Here is an 18,443-nt window from a genome sequence, read left to right on the forward strand (position 1 = left end):
GTTACGCCAACTGGCTGGAACCGTACGCCACTTGCACCCATGTGGGTGACGGGATGCGAGTGGGCGGTGACGTACCGTTCGCTTCATGATCGACCGTTCCGTCCCGCGCCGGGTGCTCCCGGCTCCGGAGCCGCGGGGCGTGGCGACCCTCCCGGCCGCCCTGCCCGTACGGCCCCGGACCGGCCGACTCCTCGTCCTGGCCACCGTGTTCGTCTGCGCCGCCTGCGGACTCGTGTACGAGCTGGAGCTGCTCGCCCTCGGCTCCTACCTCATCGGCGATTCCGTCACCCAGGCGTCCGTCGTGCTGTCCGTCATGGTCTTCGCGATGGGGGTCGGCTCCCTGCTGGCCAAACGGCTGCGCAGACGGCCCGCGTTCGGATTCGCCGTCATCGAGGCGGGCCTCGCCCTGCTCGGCGGGCTCTCGGCGATAGCGCTGTACGCGAGCTTCGCGTGGCTGGGCGAGTCCCGGCCCGCCCTCGTGGCCTTCTCCTTCGCGATCGGCGTGCTCATCGGAGCCGAGATCCCGCTGCTGATGGTCCTCATCCAGCGGATCCGCAGGCAGGACGCGGGCGGCGCCGTCGCCGACCTGTTCGCCGCCGACTACGTGGGCGCCCTGGTCGGCGGGCTGGCCTTCCCGTTCCTGCTGCTGCCGGTGCTCGGCCAGCTCACCGGCGCCATGCTGACCGGCACCGTCAACGCGGTCGTCGGCGCGGGCCTCGTCCTGTGGCTGTTCCGCCGCGATCTGAGCCGGCGCTCCCGCTGGCTGCTGATCGCCGCGAACGTCACCGTCCTGGCCGTCCTCGCCAGCGCGACCGTCCTCGCCGACGACTTCGAGCGGGTCGCCCGGCGGGCCGTCTACGGCGGCGAGGTCCGGGTCGCACAGCAGACCGGCGTCCAGGAGCTCGTGCTGACCGGCCCCGCCACCGGCTCCCCGCGCTCCCTCGACCTGTTCCTCGACGGCCGGCTGCGGGTCAGCGGCTACGACGAGTACCGCTACCACGAAGCCCTCGTGCACCCCGCGATGACCGGCCCGCACGCCCGGGTCCTGGTCCTCGGCGGCGGCGACGGGCTCGCCGCCCGCGAGGTGCTGCGCTACCGCGACGTCGCCTCCGTCACCGTCGTCGAGCTCGACCCCGGCGTGGTCCGGCTCGCCCGCACCGACCCGATGCTGTCCGCGCTCAACGGCCGGGTGTACGAGGACCCGCGCCTCGGGGTCGTCACGCAGGACGCGTTCCACTGGCTGCGGGGGCCGGCCGCCCGGGACCGCTACGACGTCATCCTCTCCGACCTCCCCGACCCGGGCATCACCCCCAGCACGAAGCTGTACTCGCAGGAGTTCTACGGGCTCGCAGCCCGGGCCCTGCGCCCCGGCGGGCGGCTCGCCGTGCACGCCGGACCGCTGGCCACGCGCCCGCGTACGTACTGGACGGTCGAGGCCACCCTGCGTGCGGCCGGCCTGCGCACCGCGCCCTACAGCGCGGGCGGCCGGCTCTCCGGCTTCGCCGCCGGCCCCGACCGCAGCCTCGGCACGACCGACGCGCCACCGCAGGACTGGGGCTTCGTACTGGCCGGCCGGGACCAGGTCCCCGAGCTGCGCGTCGACCGCGACACGCCGGGGCTGCGCTCGCTGTCCACGCAGTCCCTGCGGGACGCCGCGCGCGACGCCGAGCGCACCAGGGTGGCGGGCCTGCCGCCGTCGACGCTCCCGCACCCGCGGTATTCGTAAGCGCCGGACCGGGTGCGGGAGGGTCTCTCGTCGGTAGGCTCGACCACATGGAGCATCAGGTGTTCGTTCCGGTACCGGCAGACGACCTGCGCGCCGTGTTGCGCGACCCCGCCCGCGTGGCCCGCTGCGTGCCCGGGCTCCAGCAGGACGCCGACGCCGCGTCCGGTCCCGTGTCGGGCCGCCTCAAACTGCGGGTCGGCGGGAACACCGTCACCTACCGCGGGGCCCTGTCCGTCACCGAACGGGATCCGTACGTCTTCACCGTGACCGGTGAGGGCACGGAGATCCGCGGCAGCGGGACCGTCAAGCTGTCGCTGGCGCTGCTGCTGACCCCGGTGGACGACGGGACCCGGCTGGGGTTCACCGCCGAGGCCGCCGCCGACGGGCGGGCCGCCGCCTTCGCGCCGGAGGCCACCGCGACCGCCGTCCAGCGGCTCCTGGACCGGGCCGCCGAGCAGCTGGCGGCGCTGGCGGCCGAAGCCGCGGAGCCGGTGACCGACGTCATCGCCGAGGCCGAGGAGGCGGAGGGCGACGCACCCGGCGCGCAGGACGGGGAGGACGGCGGCGTCACGGAGGTCACGGCCTCCGTCTTCGACACCGAGGTGCCGCCCCCGTCCCTGGACCCCTTCATGGACGGTGACTTCGAGGGCCTCCCGGACTTCGGCCAGGTCGGGCAGAGCAGCGGGACCGGGGAGATCGACGGGTTCGGCGCGGCCGCGCAGCCCCCCGCCGAGGCCGCCCACGCCCGCCGCACGATGATCGGCCGCAGCGCCGAGGAAGTGGACCACGCGCCCCCGCGCGGCCGCTACGCCCCCGTCCCCGCCCCCGCGAGCTCCAGCGCCGGCGCGAACCTGCGCTGGATCGCCCCGGCTGCCGCCCTGGCGCTGGCCTCGGCAGTCGTGGTCGGCCGGGCCCTGCGACGCCGCCGCTGATCTCTGCCCCCAGGGGGCGTCGTCAAAGTCCCGTCTGGCCGGTGGGGCCCGGCACGCGCGCTCGCCGCGTTGTCGTCGGTCGACGACGCGAGCGTCGCCTCCCTCCTCCGCCTTGCGATCACACGCACCAGACCCCGCCGGCCCCGCCCTCACGGGCGGACGACGCTACTTAGACGACACCCCCTAGAGTCGCCTGCATGAGTACGCAACTGAGCGCGGGCGGCGCCGAGGTGACCGTCGACCAGGAGAACGGCTGCCGGATCAGCAGCCTGCGCATCGACGGCACGGAGCTGCTGCGCCAAGGCGCCCCTTACGGATGCTTCCCGATGGTCCCGTGGTGCGGGCGCACCGCGAACGGACGGTTCCAGGACGGGGCCGTCGTCCACCAGTTGCCGCTCAACCATCCGCCGCACGCCATCCACGGCTTCGGCCGCGACGCGTCCTGGCGCCCCGCCCGGGTCACCGCCACCGAGGCGGCGTTCACGTACGACCTCGCCGAGCCCTGGCCGTACCCGGGCCGCGTCACGCAGATCGTCGAGCTGGGCCCCGACTCGCTGACCCTGACCCTGGGCGTCGAGACGTACGGGGACTCCTTCCCGGCCCAGGCGGGCTGGCACCCCTGGTTCCACCGCAACCTCGGCGCCGGCGGCGAGGACGTACGCCTCGACTTCGCCCCCGCCTGGCAGGAGGAGCGCGGCGCCGACCACCTGCCCACCGGCAAGCGCATCGACCCCCTGCCCGGCCCCCGGGACGACTGCTTCGGCATGCCGGAGGGCGTCGAGGCCACCCTGACCTGGCCCGGCGCGCTCGAACTGAAGATCAGCAGCCGGGCGGAATGGGTGGTCGTGTACGACGAGCAGCCCGAGGCCGTCTGCGTGGAGCCGCAGTCCGGCCCGCCGAACGGGCTGAACACCCTGCCGCGCCTGGTCAGCCCCGTGGACCCGCTGGAGATCTCCACGACGTGGACCTGGCGGCGGCTGTCCTAGCCCGGGTCGCGGCGCAACTAAGCTCGGGGCCATGAGTGACGTACGGGATGCGCTTCTGCAGCAGATCAAGGACAAGGCCGTCGTGCACGGCAAGGTGACCCTCTCCTCCGGCAAGGAGGCCGACTACTACATCGACCTCCGCCGGATCACCCTGGACGGCGAGGCCGCCCCGATGGTCGGCCAGGTCATGCTCGACCTCACCGCCGACCTGGACTTCGACTGCGTCGGCGGTCTGACCCTGGGCGCCGACCCGGTGGCGACCTCGATGCTCCACGCGTCCGCCGCGCGCGGGGGACGCCTCGACGCCTTCGTCGTCCGCAAGGCGCAGAAGGCCCACGGCATGCAGCGCCGTATCGAGGGCACCGACGTGAAGGGCAAGCGCTGCCTGGTCGTCGAGGACACCTCGACCACCGGCGGGTCCCCGCTGACCGCCGTCGAGGCCGTCCGCGAGGCCGGCGGCGAGGTCGTCGCCGTCGCCACGATCGTGGACCGCGGGGCCGCGGACGCCATCGCCGAGGCGGGCCTGCCGTACCTCACCGGGTACCGGCTCGCCGACCTCGACCTGGCCTGATCCCGTCCGATCGCGCCTGATCTCGCATTCTGGCCTCCCGGAGAACCGGTGACTCAGGTCCCCGGGGCTCCGGGCACAGGCCCTGACCTGCTCTTTCCCGGCCGGACCGAATGTTTCACGTGAAACGGTCCCGCCCGCACGGGTGGAGTGTCGCGCAGAGTCTGGAAGGATGAGCCCGACGGTTACGTCGCCCCCAGGTCAGGGCCAGCAATCGCACACTCCCCGCACATCCAAGGAGCGGACAGATGCCCATCGCAACCCCCGAGGTCTACAACGAGATGCTCGACCGGGCGAAGGCAGGCAAGTTTGCCTACCCGGCGATCAACGTGACCTCGACCCAGACCCTGCACGCTGCACTGCGCGGCTTCGCGGAGGCCGAGAGCGACGGCATCATCCAGATCTCCACCGGTGGTGCGGAGTTCCTGGGTGGCCAGTACAAGAAGGACATGGTCACGGGCGCGGTCGCCCTGGCCGAGTTCGCGCACATCGTGGCGGCGAAGTACGACGTCACCGTCGCGCTGCACACCGACCACTGCCCCAAGGACAAGCTGGACGGCTACGTCCGCCCGCTTCTCGAGGTCTCCGCCGAGCGCGTGGCCCGTGGTCTGAACCCGCTCTTCCAGTCGCACATGTGGGACGGCTCCGCCGAGACCCTGGCCGACAACCTGGCCATCGGCCAGGAGCTGCTCGCCAAGGCCGCCGCCGCGAAGATCATCCTCGAGGTCGAGATCACCCCGACCGGTGGCGAGGAGGACGGCGTCACGCACGAGATCAACGACGAGCTGTACACCACCGTCGACGACGCGATCCGCACCGCCGAGGCCCTGGGCCTGGGCGAGAAGGGCCGCTACCTGCTGGCCGCGTCCTTCGGCAACGTGCACGGCGTCTACAAGCCGGGCAACGTCGTCCTGCGTCCCGAGCTGCTGAAGGACCTGCAGCAGGGCGTCGGCGAGAAGTACGGCAAGACCAGCCCGTTCGACTTCGTCTTCCACGGCGGCTCCGGCTCCTCCGAGCAGGAGATCGCCACCGCGCTGGAGAACGGCGTCGTGAAGATGAACCTCGACACCGACACCCAGTACGCCTTCACTCGCCCGGTCGCGGACCACATGTTCCGCAACTACGACGGTGTCCTGAAGGTCGACGGCGAGGTCGGCAAGAAGTCCACCTACGACCCGCGCACCTGGGGCAAGCTCGCCGAGGCGAGCATGGCCAAGCGCGTCACCGAGGCGTGCGCGAACCTGCGCTCGACGGGCACGAAGCTGAAGTAACACCCCGCTCCACCTGCTTCACCCGCTCCACGCGCTCCACCTGCTGTGCCGAAGGGCCCGGCCCCCGTCCCGCGACGGCGGGCCGGGCCCTTCGTCAGCGGGTGGCCAGGGTCGGGTGGTGGGGGCGCGGGCGGCGGACCAGGCTGTGCCGCGCGGGAGCCTGGGGCACCGCCGGCTCCAGGCAGCGGGCCGCGTGGGCCACCGAGGCGAGGGTCACGTGCCGGTGCCAGCCCGGCAGGGAGCGGCCGGAGAAGTCCCGGAGCCCGATCTCCTGCACGCTGAGGCCGGCCGCCGCCGACACCCGGTGCGCCGTCTTCGTCATCCGCACCAGCGCCCCCGGGTCCGTCCGCACCATGTCCGTGACCCACAACTGCGTCGGCAGCCGCCGGGCCGACTCCCACTCGCCGAACAGCAGCACCTCGCGCCGCCGCCCCGGTGCCGGATCCGGCACCATCACCCGGACCGCCGCCACCAGCGAGGTCCGCCGCGCCCCCGGAGCGTCCGGAGCCGCCCACTCCACCGGCATCCGCAGCCCCCTGACGCTCTGCAGGATGTCCCGCGCGGCGAGCGTGCCCGCGCCGAAGCCCGGCAGCCGCGGGTCCGTCACCAGCAGCCGCGCCTCGGGGCTGATCCGCCCCACCACCGGCACCCGCGCCTCCGCGAACCGGTTCAGCGTGGCCCGCGTCGCGATGTCCCGGATGTCGAGCACCACCGGCCGCGTCGCCAGGCCCGACTCCCGCAGGGTGTCGAGCACGCCCGTCACCGCGCACTCCTCGTAGCCCTCGTACTCCTCGGTCCGAGCGGCCTCCGGCTCCTCGCCGAGGAACAGCCGCCAACCCACCGGCGTGGCCACCCCCGGGGAGGTGAACCACATCCCGAACGCCTGCTGCCCGCGGAACATCTGCCCGCGGTGCGGGTCGAAGCGGTGCCCCGCCCCCACCGAGTGCTCCCCGCCCTTCGGGATCGCCATCGGCTGCGCGACCCACACGTTGAGCGGAGCCGCCTGCCCCAGGTACTGCGCCAGGGCCGCGCGGATCGGCTGCCAGTCCCAGGTCGACGCCGCGATGAAGTGGTGCAGGCTCTGCTCCGCCGCCGTGGCGCCGGGCCCCGCCCCCAGCTGCTGCGCGATGTTACGGATCGACTTGCGGCCCTCGGCCCCGAGCAGCCCGCGTACGTACTGGCGTCCCCGCTCCCGTTGGTCCTTGCGCCGCAAGGACGTGAACACCGCCGCGCACAGCTCCTCGACTGCCTCGTCCGCGAGCTTCCGTCGTCCCGCCCGGACACCCTGGTACGTGCTGCTGCTCGGGCTGCTGATGGTGGTGTTCACGACTCCCCCTTCGTCGATGGCCCTCCTACCGTCCGCCCGTGGCCCCCTCGCAGGGGAGGTGTGCCGGGCACACGACTGGGCCGACTGGTGGTGGGGCGCCCACCACCCGCCACCCACGGGAGCCGCAGCGGTGGTTGGACCACCGTCCGTACGCGCCACCGCCGCACCGCGGAGGGGCCGGATACCCCAGACTTGGACCATGTCCATTCACCAGAACCTGCTCGGGGGCCCCGCCCCCACCCACCTCCCCGACGAGCCGGGCCGCGAGGCCCTCGCCACGGGCACGCCCGCCGTCGAGGTGGCTGCCGCGCACCCGACCTCCTCCCTCGCCTGGGCGACCCTCGCCGACGAGGCGTTCGCCGCCGGCCGCACCGTCGAGTCGTACGCGTACGCCCGTACGGGCTACCACCGCGGCCTCGACGCCCTGCGCCGCGCGGGCTGGAAGGGCCACGGCCCGGTGCCGTGGGAGCACGAGCCGAACCGCGGCTTCCTGCGCGCCCTGTACGCCCTGTCCCGTGCGGCCGGGGCGATCGACGAGAAGGAGGAGTACGAGCGCTGCTCGACCTTCCTGCGCGACTCGTCCGAGACGGCGGCGGACGTCCTCGGCGCCTGAGCCGCGCGCACAGGACGTGGTCGGGGCCCCGCACCGGGGCTCCGACCGGCCGTAGTGTCCCAAAAGTGACCGTGACCCCGGTCACACCGCGCTGGAGGGAGTCCCGCAACCGGTCCTATGATGCGGACAGGGGACCGGGGCTCCACTCACCCATCGGAAGGAGCGGACCGCTACCCGGAAGCACGTGTCGAGGAGACAGCGATGTCGAACACCCTTGATGCCTCCGGAGCCGGTTCGGACACCCCGAACCTCGACTTCGCCGGCACGACCCCGTACGAGGACTACGTCCAGGCGGACGTCCTCACCCACCTCCAGCACCTGCGCTCGGACGACCCGGGCGAGATGGTCTTCCTGGTGACGACCCAGGTCATGGAGCTGTGGTTCACGGTCATCGTCCACGAATGGGAGACGGCCGCGAAGGCCCTCCGCGAGGACCGCATCCCCGTCGCGATGGATGCGCTGAAACGATCCCTCCGCGAGCTCGAGGCCCTCAACGCCTCCTGGCGCCCGCTCGCCCAGCTCACCCCGGGCCAGTTCAACGCCTACCGCGCCGCCCTCGGCGAGGGCTCCGGGTTCCAGTCGGCGATGTACCGCCGCATGGAGTTCCTGCTCGGCGAGAAGTCGGCCTCCATGCTCGTCCCGCACCGCGGCGCCCCGCGCGTCCACGCGGAGCTGGAGAAGGCCCTCCAGGAGCCCAGCCTCTACGACGAGGTGCTGCGCCTGCTGGCCCGCCGCGGCCTGCCGGTCCCGGCCGAGGTCCTGGACCGCGACCTCTCCCAGCGGTACGAGCCGTCGCCCGAGGTCGAGGCCGTCTGGACCTCCCTGTACGCGGACCCCGACGCCCAGCTCGACCTCCACCGCCTCGGCGAGGTCCTCACGGACGTCGCGGAGCTCGTCTGGCGCTGGCGCAACGACCACCTGGTCGCGACCCGCCGCGCGATGGGCGCCAAGACCGGCACGGGCGGCTCGGCCGGCGTGACCTGGCTCGAGAAGCGCGCCACGAAGAACGTCTTCCCCGAGCTCTGGACGGCGCGAAGCCATGTCTGAGCTGACGAGGACCGACCTGGCGGCCCGCGCCGCGGAACTGGACACCGCCGACGAGCTCGGCAAGCTCCGCGACCGCTTCACCCTCCCCGACGGCGTCGTCTACCTGGACGGCAACTCCCTCGGCGCCCTCCCGACCGGCGTCGCGCAGCGCATCGCCCAGGTCATCACCCACGAGTGGGGCACCGAGCTCATCCAGTCCTGGAGCAACGGCACCTGGTGGACCGCCCCCGAGCGGATCGGCGACAAGCTGTCCCCGCTCATCGGCGCCGCCCCCGGCCAGACGGTCGTCGGCGACTCCACCAGCGTCAACCTGTTCAAGGCCCTGGTCGGCGCCGCCCGCCTGGCCCGCCCCGGCCGCACGCAGCTGCTGGTGGACGCGTCCACCTTCCCCACCGACGGCTACATCGCCGAGTCGGCCGCCCGGATGACCGGCCTCACCGTCGTCCCGGTCGACCCGTCCCACGCGGCCGAGGCGATGGGGGAGGACACCGCCGTCGTCCTCCTCAACCACGTCGACTACCGCACCGGCCGCCTCCACGACCTCCCGGCCCTCACCACGGCGGCCCGCGCCGCCGGGGCCGTCACCGTCTGGGACCTCTGCCACTCGGCCGGCGCCCTCCCCGTCAACCTCGACGAGCACGCCGTCGACCTCGCGGTCGGCTGTACGTACAAGTACCTGAACGGCGGCCCCGGTTCCCCGGCGTACCTCTACGTCGCCGCACGCCACCAGGCCGCCTTCGACTCCCCGCTCCCCGGCTGGAACGGCCACGCGGAACCCTTCGCGATGACCCCGGACTACGCCCCGGCCGCCGGTGCGATACGTGGCCGGGTCGGCACCCCGGACATCCTGTCCATGCTGGCCCTGGAAGCGGCGCTCGACGCCTGGGACGGGGTCCCGGTGGAAGCCGTACGGGCCAAGTCCCTCGCCCTGACGGACTTCTTCCTGGAGTGCGTGGCGGCGTACGTCCCGGCCGGCAAGGTCGAATCGGTCACCCCGGCCGAGCACGACCGGCGCGGCAGCCAGGTCTCGCTGCGCACCGAGAACGCCCGTGAGGTCATGGACGACCTGATCTCCCGCGGTGTGATCGGGGACTTCCGCGCCCCGGACGTCCTGCGCTTCGGTTTCACCCCGCTCTACGTCGGATTCGCCGATGCGGAGCGTGCCGCCCGGACACTGGGTCACATTTTCGGGTGATGTAGGGGCGAAACGTCACGGCAACCGGGCGGGCGGGGCTTCGGCTCCGTCCGCCCCCGCACATCCCGTCCGTGGCCGCCGCCCGCCACGGAAGGTCGTGTTCCGGCCTGATACGGTCCCGCTCTGCCGGAACACCAGTCCCACGCGTTACCGAGAGGTTGAGCCGATGACGGACCCCGCAGTCGAACGGGACGCCGCCGAGGCCGCCTCGGCCTTCGCCCACCCGCCGGTCGCCCCCGACGCGACCGGGTCGTACGGGGGCCACCCCGACCAGGTGATCGACTTCTACGCCCCGCGCGGCGACACCGCGGCGGGCGCTGCCCCGCTGGTCGTGGTCCTGCACGGCGGTGCGTGGCGGGCCCCGTACGACCGGCACCACATCACCCCGCTCGTGGATTTCCTGGCCCGCCGGGGTTTCGCCGTCGCCAACGTCGAGTACCGGCGCGGCAGTTCCCTGCCGCGCCAGAACGCCGAGGGCCATGTGGCCGGCCGCTGGCCGGAGACCTTCGACGACGTCGCCGCCGCGATGGACGCCCTGCCGCACCTGGCCTCGTCCCACCTCCCGCAGGCCGACCCCCGCCGTACCGTCATCACCGGCCACTCCGCGGGCGGCCACCTCGCGCTGTGGGCGGCAGCCCGGCACGTCCTGCCGCCCGAGTCCCCGGCCGCCTGGAGGCTGCCTTCCCCACCGCTGCTGCGCGGCGTGGTGGCACTGGCCCCCATCGCGGACTTCGTGGCCGCGGAGGAGTTGGGCGTGTGCGGCGGCGCGTCCGCGCAGCTGCTCGGCGGCGCGGACCAGTGGGCTGAGCGCCTGCCGTTCGCGGATCCGGCGGCCCTGCTGCCGACGGGGATCGCGACGGCGGTCGTCCACGGCCGCGAGGACATCGTGGTCCCGCCGTCGGTGGCCGAGTCGTACGTGGCCGCCGCGGCCAAGGCGGGTGAGACCGTGGGTCTGACCCTGCTGGACGGCGTCGGTCACTTCCCGCTGATCGACCCCGCCGCGGACGCCTGCGCGGTGGTGGCCGAGGAGATCTCGCAGCTGGCCTGGTAGAGGCCGGCGGCCCGGTACAGCAGCAGGGCGTGCACGAACCGGTCCTCCCGCGTCGGCGGGCACCGCCAGGCCAGCGGCCAGGCGCCGTCGAGGGCCGGGACGGGGATGTACGTGGTCCTGCGCGGCCCTGACGCGAGCCGCGTGAAGCCCGGTGGCCAGATCCGGTACGCGGCACTCCCGACCGGGATCAGGAAGTACACGGGCCGCTTCCCGTTGGCCTGGACGACGATCGGCCCGGGGTCACCGCCAGTGAGCGTGACGAGGAGATCGGCCAGGTCCCGTCCCATGTCACCGTCCACACGTACGGCGTCAAATAGCACTCCTGCCTTGCGAATTCCGATGCCGGCGGCCGGAATCCAGCTGGGCGTGCGGGAGTTGGGCGCGTGACTTTCAGTGTTCATGACCCAAGCGTGATGGCTCAGGTCTACCGTTTTCTACGTCTCGGACTTGATAGGTGAGAAGTCTGGGAGGGCGCACCGTGCGCTGGAGACCATTTGAGTTCACTTCGTTTCGGGGGTGTTCACCATGCCGAAGGCTGCCGCCAACAAAGGCAAGGAAAACGACAGCGAAGACGAGCGACCGACGACGTCGTACGTCGCGGAGATCGCCCGCATCCTCCGGCTGGAGAAGAACCTGACGCAGGTGGCGGTGGGGGAGATGACCGGCTACACCGGCTCGGCGATCAGCGCCATGGAAACGGGCGCGCAGCCGGTGAGCGACAAGATGCTGGTGGGCTTGGAGGTGGCGATCGGCGACCGCCGCGGCTTCTTCGAGACCGCGCGGAAGTACGTCCTGATGGAGAAGTACCCGGTCCGCTTCCGGAAGTTCTCGCAGGTGGAAGCCGATGCCCTCATGCTCTCGTCGTACCAGACGATGGTGATGGACGGCCTGTTCCAGACGGAGTCGTACGCCCGGGCGGTGTTCAAGGGCAGCTATCCGCCGGTGTCGGACGCCCGGGCGGAGGAGCTGGTGGAGGCCCGGATGGCGCGCAAGGCGCTGTTCGACCGCGACCCGATGGCAATGATCGAACTGATCGTCGAAGAAGGGATTCTTGAGCGTCCGTACGGGAGCTGGCACGTCCAACGAGGGCAGCTTCTGTCGCTCGCAGAGGATGCGCAACGCGACAACGTCACGGTGCAGGTCCTGTCCAAGCGCCGGGGTCTGAAAGGCTCCCACGCGGGCGAGCGCGGCCCGATGAAAGTGGTGGAGACCGGGGAGCACGAGCACGTCGTCTACATGGAAATCAACGACGAGGGCATCCTCATCAGTAACCCGGCAAAGGTGTCCCGACTGGCGCAGCGGTATGCGAAGATCCGCTCCCAGGCACTGAGCCCCGAGGAATCCCTGGAACTCATCCAACGGTTGGCAGGAGTACGGAAATGAGCACCAGCACCCTGCAGTGGTTCAAGTCGAGCTACAGCGACGGCGGCGGTGGGGACTGCGTCGAGGTGGCCGCCTGTCCGAACGCCGTGCACGTCCGGGACTCCAAGGACCTCACCGGCCCGACCCTGGCCGTGGCCCCCACGGCCTGGGCCGACTTCGCCGGCTGGGCCGCGGGGGCGTAAGGGGGGTAGCCGGAGCCGGCTACTGCACGAAGTCCCAGGTCTGGCCGGTGGTCACGCCGCACTGCGCCATGATGACCCAGCCCCGCTCGACCGTCAGACAGTGACCGCCGTCGTGGTTGACGATGCCTTGGCGCTCCGCGTTCCACTTCTGACTGCGGCTGCCGTCGCAGTCGGCGAGGACCACTTCTTCGTACTCGGCGCTCGCCAGGCAGGCTCCCGTCGCGGAGCTGCGGATGGTCACGTGATCGGGGCTGTACCACCGCTGTCCCGGGGAGCTGCTGCAGCCGTACACGGAGACGTCGTGGTCGCCGTTCCATTCCAGGCACACGTTCAGCTCGGAGTTGACCAGCTTGAAGCGGGAGGCGTCGATGTCCCGCGGCGTCGGCACTGCCGCCTGCGCGGCCGTGGTGGTGAGCACGACCGTGGTGAGTACCGCGAGGGTACGGAGGGTTTTGGTGAGCACACCCGAGTTGTAGGGCTGCGCTGATCACCGGGGAAGGCGGACCGGCCCCGTGCTCACCCGACTGGGCGGCCAGGTTCACCCGACGTGCTCCGCTGCGTTCGGCAACAGGTCCCCGACACCGGGAACCCCTACCGCGGCGCCCACGGGACCGGCCGGTCCGGGCCGGAGCTGTTCGTCACGAAGCCCCGGCTCCTGCCGCCGGTGGTACCGCCTTCCCCCGCCTCCACACGCCTCAGCGGGATGCGCGGGATGCGCGGGCGGCCAGGGCGCGCAGGAAGCGCACGTACGGCGACCAGCGCGCCGGGCTGACCACCCTGCCCGTGCAGGCGAGCTCGGCGCGGTCGAGGCCGTCCTCCAGGCAGGCGTCGTGCAGGGGCCGCCAGGCCAGTGGCCAGGTGATGCGGGCCAGGCCGCTCGTGGACATCGAGAGGGTGTGGTGCAGCCGGGTGCTGTCCGGTCCTGCGGGCAGCACGGCCAGCTCGTGGTGGCCGTGGAACCCCCGTGGCCCGGTGAACTCGAAGCGGATCCAGCGCCCGGGCGCGTACCCGGTCACCGTGTAGCGCACCGGTCCGTGGCCCCCCGCCGCACCGGGCCCCAGCGGGCGGTCGAACTCCATCGGGGACCAGTCCCGGCCCGGCCACAGCAGGTCGTCGTCCCCGCTCGCCAGGGTGTCGATGAGCGCGCTCACCTCGCTGCCCTTCGCGGGCAGCAGGCGCTCGTGCACGTTGTGGACGCCCATGCGTCCTCCCCTCACCATTATTAGAGGGATCCCTCTAATAAATTGGAGAGTACTCTCTGATTCATGGCACGACCACCCCGCTTCGACACCGACCAGCTCCTCGACGCCGCCGTCCGGCTCGCCGCCGCCGGAGGGCCGGCCGCCGTCACCATGTCCGCGGTCGCCCAGGCCGTCGGCGCACCCAGCGGCTCGGTCTACCACCGCTTCGCCGGGCGCACGGTGCTGCTCGCCGAGGTGTGGCTGCGGACCGTGGAGCGGTTCCAGCAGGGCTACTTGGCCGTGCTCGACGGCGAGGACGATCCTCGCCGGGCGGCGCGCGCCGGATCCCGGTACGTGGTGGGCTGGAGCAGGGCGAACTCGGAGGAAGCCTCCCTCCTCCTCTACGGCGCCGCCGACTTCGGCCGCACCGGCTGGTCCGAGGAGCACACCGCGCGCGCCGACGCCGGCAACGGGCGGGTGTTCGCCGCCCTTGGCGGCCTCGCCGAGGCGCTGGGCGCCGCGGATGAGCAGGCCCGGGACCGGGTCGTCGTGGCCCTGGTCGACCTGCCGCTCTCGGTGGTCCGCCGCCACCTGCGCGCGGGCGCCCCCCTGCCGCCGCACGCCGAGGACCTCACCGAGGAGTGCACGGCGGCCCTCCTGGGTTAGGGCCTGTCTTTTGGATCAGGCCGGGTCGGGGAGCGGGGCCTGGTGCGTGCGATCGCAAGGCGGAGGAGGGAGTCAACGCGGTGGGGGCACCTCCCAGCGGTAGCTGGGGGACGTTGGCGAGTGACGACGACGCGGCGAGCGCGCGTGCCAGGCCCCGCGAGCCCGGCATGATCCGAAAGGCAGGCCCTAGGCGGTGGCGGCCAGGCGGGCCGCGAAGGTGGCGAGGCGCTCGCCCTGGTAGCGGGCGGCGATCAGGGTCTCCTCGCTGACGGCGCCGCTGCTGGCCGGGTGGGAGGTGCCGTACGGGTTGCCGCCGGCGCCGAAGACGACCGGGTTGGTGAAGCCCGGCGAGACGATGACCGAGCCCCAGTGGTGGAAGGTGTTGTAGAGGGCGAGCAGCGTGGACTCGTTGCCGCCGTGCGCGTTGTGCGCGCTGGTGAAGCCGGTGGCCGGCTTGTCGGCGAGGACGCCCTGCTGCCAGAGGCCGCCCGTGGTGTCGAGGAACTGCTTGAGCTGGCCCGAGATGTTCCCGTACCGGGTCGGCGAGCCGATCGCGTAGGCGTTGGCCCAGGCGAGGTCGTCCAGGGTGGCGACCTCGACGTCCTTGGTGTCCTCGACGTGCGCCCGCCACGCCGGGTTGGAGTCGATGGCCGCGTCGGGGGCGAGTTCGGGCACCCGCCGCAGGCGGACCTCGGCGCCCGCCTTCTCGGCGCCTTCGGCCACGGCCTTCGCGAGTTCGTGGACGTTTCCGGTGGAGGAGTAGTAGACGACCGCGACCTTGGCGCTCATGGTGTGGACCCCATCTGTAAGCGGATTGCTATCCGGTTCAATGAGGGAGAGTAAACCGGATAGTCATCCGCTTGGCAAGGGGTCCGGTAACCTCTGGGTATGAGCCGCATCGAACTCCCCGTCACGGGACAGGCCCCGCCCGAGCGCGCGGACGCCGCCAGGAACAGGCGGAAGATCCTGGACGCGGCCGCGCGGCTGGTCGCCGAGCAGGGGCCGGACGCCGTGACCATGAACGCGGTCGCCCACGCCGCGGGCATGGGGGTCGGGACGGTCTACCGCCGCTTCGGCGACGTGAGCAGCCTGCTGTTCGCGCTGCTCGACGACGACGAGCGGCGCTTCCAGGAGGCCTTCATGAGCGGGCCGGCTCCGCTCGGCCCCGAAGCGCCGCCCGAGGTCCGGCTGCGCGCCTTCCTGCACACCCTGGCCGAACGGCTCGTCGAGCAGCGTGCGGTGATGGCCGTGGCCGAGGCCGCTTCACCGGGCGCCCGGTACACCAGCGGCGCGTACCTGACCATGCACACGCACGTCGCGATGCTGCTGCGCCAAGGCCGCCCGGAGGCAGACGCGCCGGTCATGGCGCATCTGCTCCTGGCCCCGTTCGTGCCGAGCCTGTTCGAGCACCTCACGGCGCGGGAAGTCCCGCTCGCCCAGATCAAGGCCGCCCTTGACGCCCTGCTCGGTTTCGGGCAGGAACCCTGAGGATCAAGCCGCTGACACGGTCCGTGCTCCGGTGCTCATTCCCCGGCCTGGACCGGGCTTATCTCGAAGGCCCCGCACACCTTCAGGCGGTACGGGATCTGTTCGGCGACGCCGCTGTTCGGCGGGTAGACCTTGATGTAGGTCGACGTCTGCCGACAGCTCGGCACGACGCCCCGGCTGTTGGTGCGCAGGACGGCGGTCACGGTCTCGCTGGGGACGAGGGTCACGGTCTCGTACGACTCGCCGGTGCGAATCGCGGAAGTGCCGATCTGGCGGTGCTGGACATCCACGACACTGACGCCCGGGTACCCGCGCAACGCGCAGTTGTGGGTGGTGGTGTTGGTGAACTGGATGGGGTAGTAGAGCGACCCCGCGGCGCCGTCCGGCTCGCCGATGGACAGGTCCAGGTCGGCCACTCGGCAGGTCGGGGTCCTCGGCACGGCGGATGCCTGGGTGGCGCCGACCGAGGCGCCGGTGGTCGCGAGGAGGGCTGTGCAAGCGAGGGTCGCAGCCCGGGTCAGGACGTTGCTCATGGGCCAACTCCTGTGCCAGTGAAGGAATCTGTCCGCATCCGGGCACGACGGAATCCACGCGACGAGGTCCAGGGGAGTCGGTGTCCGGTGGTGTTCCGGTTCGACGTGCCGTCTACGGGAGAAGTGCTCGCACTCTCGCGGATGCCCGACGGGCGGTGCGCTCCCGCGGTGGAAAACTCCCGCGGCTGAAGAGTGCGGGCCTGATGGCACCATTCTAGCGGCCCGGGGTCTTCGCGACCTTTCGGCGGCGCTCACGCCGAAGGGGCGGTGCGCCGTACGGCACACCGCCCCCTCGTCATTGCCGCAGGCCGGCGCCCGGCACTCCTGCCGGATCCGGCCTGTCCGTCAGACCTTGTTGTAGGTGCCGGTGGCCCACAGGGCGCCGCCCTTGCCCGGGCCGCCGCTCTTCTTGTAGACGACGAAGTTGCCGTCGTCCTGGAGCAGGCCGTAGGCGCCGGCGTTGCCCCCGGTACCGGTGCGCCAGCGGACCGTCTGGTTCGGTCCGCTCTCGCGCAGGGTCAGGTCGCCGTTGTCGCCCATCTCCAGGCTCAGGCCGTTACGGTTGCCCCAGGTGCCGCTGCTCCAGATGGCCTTGCCGTCGCTCTTGCGGTACATGACGAGGTTCTTGTCGTGCTGGAGCACCAGCCAGACGGTCGCGGACTGGGCCCAGTTGCCCCGGATCCAGGAGGCGTCGGACGAGCACACCTTGTTGGGCTGCTCGCTGGTCTCGGTCGACCAGTACCAGTCCTCGCTGCGGCCGCTGACACTGAACTCGCCGTCATCCCTGATCGAGGCACGGATGTAGGAGTTGGCCCGGTTGCCGTAAGTCGCGGTGTCCCAGATGGCGCCGCCGGCCTGGTCGCTGCCGCCCTGGCGGTAGATGACGAAGTTGCCGTCCTCCTGCATGGTGGCGTACGCGCCGGGGTTGCCGTACGTGCCGCTGCTCCACAGCGGAAGCTTGGGCCCACCGGGGTAAGTGGTCGCGTACACGACGAGGTTGCCGTCGGACTGCATGATCAGCTCGGGCTTGCCGGGAGTGGGTACCAGGCTCTGGCCGGACTCGAGGCGCTGGCCGGGCCGCAGGTCCGACGAGTAGCCGCCGCCGCCGGTCCGGCACTGGCCGGGTTCGACGGCCGTCGCCACGGCCGGGACCAGGGCGGTCAGGGCGGAGGCGGCGAGCAGGGTGACGAGCGCTCTGCCGAGCAGGTGGTGTCGCATGGGTGGATTCCCCCCGTGGTGAATCAGATCTTGTTGTAGGTGCCGGTGGCCCAGAGGGCGCCGCCCTTGCCGGGGCCGCCGTCCTTCTTGTAGACGACGAAGTTGCCGTCGTCCTGGAGGAGGGCGTAGGCGCCGTCGTTGCCGGCCGTGCCGGTCCGCCAGCGCGTCGCGAAGTTCGGGCCGTAGTCGCGCACGACCAGGTCGCCGCTCCGAAGCATCTCCAGGTACACGCGACCGTTCTCGGCTGTGGAGGCGTGCCAGGTGCCGCTGCTCCAGATGGCCTTGCCGTCGCGCTTGCGGTACATGACGAGGTTGTTGTCGTTCTGGAGCACCAGCCACACGGAGGCGGACTCTGCCCAGTGGCCCTGGTCCCAGTGCGGCTGCATACCGCTCGGCGGGTTTGCACACAGTTTCGCGTGGTGCTTGTTGGTGCCGCTGTCCCAGTTCATGGGGTTGTTACCGCTGCCGCTTCCGCGGCCGGACACCGACAGCCTGCCGGAGTCGGAGAACCAGGCGCCGAGGTTCGCGCCCGTCCGGTCACCGTACGTGCCGGTGGCCCAGAGGGCGCCGCCCTTGCCGGGGCCGCCGTCCTTCTTGTAGACGACGAAGTTGCCGTCCTCCTGCATCAGGGCGTACGCGCCCGGGTTGCCGTACGTGCCGGTGCTCCACAGCGCGAGGTCGGGCCCACCGGGGAGGCCGACCGCGTAGATGACGAGGTTGCCGTCCTCCTGCATGACGAACTCCGGCTTGAGCGGCGTGGGGACCACGCGGGTGCCCGGGTCGATGCGCTGGCCGGGGGCGAAGAACGTGCTGTTGCCGGCGGTGAAGTCGTCGCATTCGGTGGGGTCGGAGGCCGACGCCGTCGCCGGGACCAGGGCGCTCAGGGCGGCGGCGGCGAGCAGGGTGACGAACGTTCTGCGGAGCGCACGGGTGTGCATGGTGTGGTTCCCCCCAGGGAGCGAGTGCCTGGCCGGAAACGGCCGGCATGCGTGATCTCTTTCTACCCTGCCGCCCCGGGACCGGTTCAACCGGTATATGCGTTGCCCGGCCGCACCCGGGCAGACGTGAGGGGCGGG

The 18,443-nt window shown here is 72.0% G+C and carries 21 protein-coding genes; 13 read left to right on the plus strand and 8 right to left on the minus strand.

The genetic code is table 11. The features are described 5' to 3' along the window. Window positions 1-85 precede the first annotated feature (85 nt). The 5 genes from ACZ49B_RS29230 to fbaA all read left to right on the plus strand — a co-directional run bounded on the left by ACZ49B_RS29230 (window position 86) and on the right by fbaA (window position 5,483). Window positions 86-1,726 (plus strand): polyamine aminopropyltransferase, encoded by a 1,641-nt coding sequence (locus ACZ49B_RS29230; RefSeq protein WP_468311568.1) that lies wholly within the window; start codon window positions 86-88, stop codon window positions 1,724-1,726. A 47-nt stretch (window positions 1,727-1,773) separates the two neighbouring features. Then, window positions 1,774-2,658: an SRPBCC family protein gene (locus tag ACZ49B_RS29235; RefSeq protein ID WP_468311570.1), complete on the plus strand. Its 885-nt coding sequence runs from the start codon at window positions 1,774-1,776 to the stop codon at window positions 2,656-2,658. 197 nt (window positions 2,659-2,855) lie between these two features. Beyond that, a complete protein-coding gene (locus ACZ49B_RS29240) occupies window positions 2,856-3,644 on the plus strand; it encodes an aldose epimerase family protein (protein WP_468311572.1) in 789 nt (262 codons plus the stop codon). Window positions 3,645-3,675: 31 nt separating this feature from the next. After that, window positions 3,676-4,215, plus strand: a complete 540-nt coding sequence (gene pyrE / locus ACZ49B_RS29245; protein ID WP_266665490.1) for an orotate phosphoribosyltransferase — start codon at window positions 3,676-3,678, stop codon at window positions 4,213-4,215. A gap of 245 nt (window positions 4,216-4,460) precedes the next feature. Continuing rightward, window positions 4,461-5,483 (plus strand): class II fructose-bisphosphate aldolase, encoded by a 1,023-nt coding sequence (gene fbaA / locus ACZ49B_RS29250; RefSeq protein ID WP_030152875.1) that lies wholly within the window; start codon window positions 4,461-4,463, stop codon window positions 5,481-5,483. A 94-nt stretch (window positions 5,484-5,577) separates the two neighbouring features. On the opposite strand, the gene ACZ49B_RS29255 is transcribed toward fbaA, so the two are convergent. After that, window positions 5,578-6,810: an IS701 family transposase gene (locus tag ACZ49B_RS29255; RefSeq protein ID WP_468311573.1), complete on the minus strand. Its 1,233-nt coding sequence runs from the start codon at window positions 6,808-6,810 to the stop codon at window positions 5,578-5,580. Between the two features lie 199 nt (window positions 6,811-7,009). Here ACZ49B_RS29255 and ACZ49B_RS29260 point away from each other — a divergent pair, with 199 nt between their 5' ends. The 4 genes from ACZ49B_RS29260 to ACZ49B_RS29275 all read left to right on the plus strand — a co-directional run bounded on the left by ACZ49B_RS29260 (window position 7,010) and on the right by ACZ49B_RS29275 (window position 10,716). Beyond that, window positions 7,010-7,423 carry a DUF3151 domain-containing protein gene (locus tag ACZ49B_RS29260; protein ID WP_468311574.1) on the plus strand — a complete coding sequence of 138 codons (414 nt, stop codon included), beginning with the start codon at window positions 7,010-7,012 and terminating at the stop codon, window positions 7,421-7,423. Between the two features lie 201 nt (window positions 7,424-7,624). Beyond that, a complete protein-coding gene (locus ACZ49B_RS29265; protein ID WP_030299170.1) occupies window positions 7,625-8,470 on the plus strand; it encodes a tryptophan 2,3-dioxygenase family protein in 846 nt (281 codons plus the stop codon). Beyond that, entirely contained in the window at window positions 8,463-9,665 is a 1,203-nt protein-coding gene (gene kynU / locus ACZ49B_RS29270) for a kynureninase (protein ID WP_468311575.1), read from the plus strand. Before ACZ49B_RS29265 ends, kynU begins: the two co-directional genes overlap by 8 nt. Window positions 9,666-9,831: 166 nt before the next feature. Next, window positions 9,832-10,716: an alpha/beta hydrolase family protein gene (locus ACZ49B_RS29275; protein ID WP_468311576.1), complete on the plus strand. Its 885-nt coding sequence runs from the start codon at window positions 9,832-9,834 to the stop codon at window positions 10,714-10,716. On the opposite strand, the gene ACZ49B_RS29280 is transcribed toward ACZ49B_RS29275, so the two are convergent. Then, window positions 10,641-11,117, minus strand: a complete 477-nt coding sequence (locus tag ACZ49B_RS29280) for a hypothetical protein (protein ID WP_468311578.1) — start codon at window positions 11,115-11,117, stop codon at window positions 10,641-10,643. The two genes, ACZ49B_RS29275 and ACZ49B_RS29280, sit on opposite strands and share 76 nt — an antisense overlap. Before the next feature lie 124 nt (window positions 11,118-11,241). Here ACZ49B_RS29280 and ACZ49B_RS29285 point away from each other — a divergent pair, with 124 nt between their 5' ends. Both ACZ49B_RS29285 and ACZ49B_RS29290 read left to right on the plus strand, forming a co-directional pair. Then, entirely contained in the window at window positions 11,242-12,099 is an 858-nt protein-coding gene (locus ACZ49B_RS29285; protein WP_468311645.1) for a helix-turn-helix domain-containing protein, read from the plus strand. Next, window positions 12,096-12,281: a DUF397 domain-containing protein gene (locus ACZ49B_RS29290; protein WP_468311579.1), complete on the plus strand. Its 186-nt coding sequence runs from the start codon at window positions 12,096-12,098 to the stop codon at window positions 12,279-12,281. Before ACZ49B_RS29285 ends, ACZ49B_RS29290 begins: the two co-directional genes overlap by 4 nt. A gap of 19 nt (window positions 12,282-12,300) precedes the next feature. Here ACZ49B_RS29290 and ACZ49B_RS29295 read toward each other — a convergent pair whose 3' ends face one another. Beyond that, complete coding sequence (locus tag ACZ49B_RS29295; protein WP_468311581.1) at window positions 12,301-12,744, minus strand: RICIN domain-containing protein; 444 nt, start codon at window positions 12,742-12,744, stop codon at window positions 12,301-12,303. A 232-nt stretch (window positions 12,745-12,976) separates the two neighbouring features. Further along, the gene (locus tag ACZ49B_RS29300; RefSeq protein ID WP_468311583.1) at window positions 12,977-13,483 is read right to left on the minus strand and encodes an SRPBCC family protein; all 507 of its coding nucleotides are present in this window, start codon (window positions 13,481-13,483) and stop codon (window positions 12,977-12,979) included. 63 nt (window positions 13,484-13,546) lie between these two features. Between ACZ49B_RS29300 and ACZ49B_RS29305 the strand changes: the two genes are divergently transcribed. After that, window positions 13,547-14,128, plus strand: a complete 582-nt coding sequence (locus ACZ49B_RS29305; protein WP_468311585.1) for a TetR/AcrR family transcriptional regulator — start codon at window positions 13,547-13,549, stop codon at window positions 14,126-14,128. A gap of 186 nt (window positions 14,129-14,314) precedes the next feature. Here the strand turns inward: ACZ49B_RS29305 and wrbA are convergent, their stop codons facing one another. Further along, complete coding sequence (gene wrbA / locus ACZ49B_RS29310) at window positions 14,315-14,917, minus strand: NAD(P)H:quinone oxidoreductase (RefSeq protein ID WP_468311587.1); 603 nt, start codon at window positions 14,915-14,917, stop codon at window positions 14,315-14,317. Between the two features lie 99 nt (window positions 14,918-15,016). Here wrbA and ACZ49B_RS29315 point away from each other — a divergent pair, with 99 nt between their 5' ends. Further along, window positions 15,017-15,616: a TetR/AcrR family transcriptional regulator gene (locus ACZ49B_RS29315; RefSeq protein ID WP_468311589.1), complete on the plus strand. Its 600-nt coding sequence runs from the start codon at window positions 15,017-15,019 to the stop codon at window positions 15,614-15,616. A gap of 35 nt (window positions 15,617-15,651) precedes the next feature. Here ACZ49B_RS29315 and ACZ49B_RS29320 read toward each other — a convergent pair whose 3' ends face one another. The 3 genes from ACZ49B_RS29320 to ACZ49B_RS29330 form a co-directional block, all read right to left on the minus strand. Further along, entirely contained in the window at window positions 15,652-16,149 is a 498-nt protein-coding gene (locus ACZ49B_RS29320) for a DUF4232 domain-containing protein (RefSeq protein ID WP_468311591.1), read from the minus strand. A gap of 345 nt (window positions 16,150-16,494) precedes the next feature. Continuing rightward, window positions 16,495-17,367 (minus strand): hypothetical protein, encoded by an 873-nt coding sequence (locus ACZ49B_RS29325; RefSeq protein WP_468311593.1) that lies wholly within the window; start codon window positions 17,365-17,367, stop codon window positions 16,495-16,497. Between the two features lie 23 nt (window positions 17,368-17,390). Then, on the minus strand, window positions 17,391-18,305 hold the full coding sequence (locus ACZ49B_RS29330; protein WP_468311595.1) for a hypothetical protein: 915 nt from the start codon (window positions 18,303-18,305) through the stop codon (window positions 17,391-17,393). Window positions 18,306-18,443 lie beyond the last annotated feature (138 nt).

The sequence above is a fragment of the Streptomyces sp. NPDC031132 genome (assembly GCF_055570595.1).

Bases quoted from the DNA above. Each gene is read 5' to 3' on its own strand.
- ACZ49B_RS29230 (WP_468311568.1), top strand. From the start codon at position 86: ATGATCGACCGTTCCGTCCCGCGCCGGGTGCTCCCGGCTCCGGAGCCG.
- ACZ49B_RS29235 (WP_468311570.1), top strand. From the start codon at position 1,774: ATGGAGCATCAGGTGTTCGTTCCGGTACCGGCAGACGACCTGCGCGCC.
- ACZ49B_RS29240 (WP_468311572.1), top strand. From the start codon at position 2,856: ATGAGTACGCAACTGAGCGCGGGCGGCGCCGAGGTGACCGTCGACCAG.
- pyrE (WP_266665490.1), top strand. From the start codon at position 3,676: ATGAGTGACGTACGGGATGCGCTTCTGCAGCAGATCAAGGACAAGGCC.
- fbaA (WP_030152875.1), top strand. From the start codon at position 4,461: ATGCCCATCGCAACCCCCGAGGTCTACAACGAGATGCTCGACCGGGCG.
- ACZ49B_RS29260 (WP_468311574.1), top strand. From the start codon at position 7,010: ATGTCCATTCACCAGAACCTGCTCGGGGGCCCCGCCCCCACCCACCTC.
- ACZ49B_RS29265 (WP_030299170.1), top strand. From the start codon at position 7,625: ATGTCGAACACCCTTGATGCCTCCGGAGCCGGTTCGGACACCCCGAAC.
- kynU (WP_468311575.1), top strand. From the start codon at position 8,463: ATGTCTGAGCTGACGAGGACCGACCTGGCGGCCCGCGCCGCGGAACTG.
- ACZ49B_RS29275 (WP_468311576.1), top strand. From the start codon at position 9,832: ATGACGGACCCCGCAGTCGAACGGGACGCCGCCGAGGCCGCCTCGGCC.
- ACZ49B_RS29280 (WP_468311578.1), bottom strand. From the start codon at position 11,117: ATGAACACTGAAAGTCACGCGCCCAACTCCCGCACGCCCAGCTGGATT.
- ACZ49B_RS29285 (WP_468311645.1), top strand. From the start codon at position 11,242: ATGCCGAAGGCTGCCGCCAACAAAGGCAAGGAAAACGACAGCGAAGAC.
- ACZ49B_RS29290 (WP_468311579.1), top strand. From the start codon at position 12,096: ATGAGCACCAGCACCCTGCAGTGGTTCAAGTCGAGCTACAGCGACGGC.
- ACZ49B_RS29300 (WP_468311583.1), bottom strand. From the start codon at position 13,483: ATGGGCGTCCACAACGTGCACGAGCGCCTGCTGCCCGCGAAGGGCAGC.
- ACZ49B_RS29305 (WP_468311585.1), top strand. From the start codon at position 13,547: ATGGCACGACCACCCCGCTTCGACACCGACCAGCTCCTCGACGCCGCC.
- wrbA (WP_468311587.1), bottom strand. From the start codon at position 14,917: ATGAGCGCCAAGGTCGCGGTCGTCTACTACTCCTCCACCGGAAACGTC.
- ACZ49B_RS29315 (WP_468311589.1), top strand. From the start codon at position 15,017: ATGAGCCGCATCGAACTCCCCGTCACGGGACAGGCCCCGCCCGAGCGC.
- ACZ49B_RS29320 (WP_468311591.1), bottom strand. From the start codon at position 16,149: ATGAGCAACGTCCTGACCCGGGCTGCGACCCTCGCTTGCACAGCCCTC.
- ACZ49B_RS29325 (WP_468311593.1), bottom strand. From the start codon at position 17,367: ATGCGACACCACCTGCTCGGCAGAGCGCTCGTCACCCTGCTCGCCGCC.
- ACZ49B_RS29330 (WP_468311595.1), bottom strand. From the start codon at position 18,305: ATGCACACCCGTGCGCTCCGCAGAACGTTCGTCACCCTGCTCGCCGCC.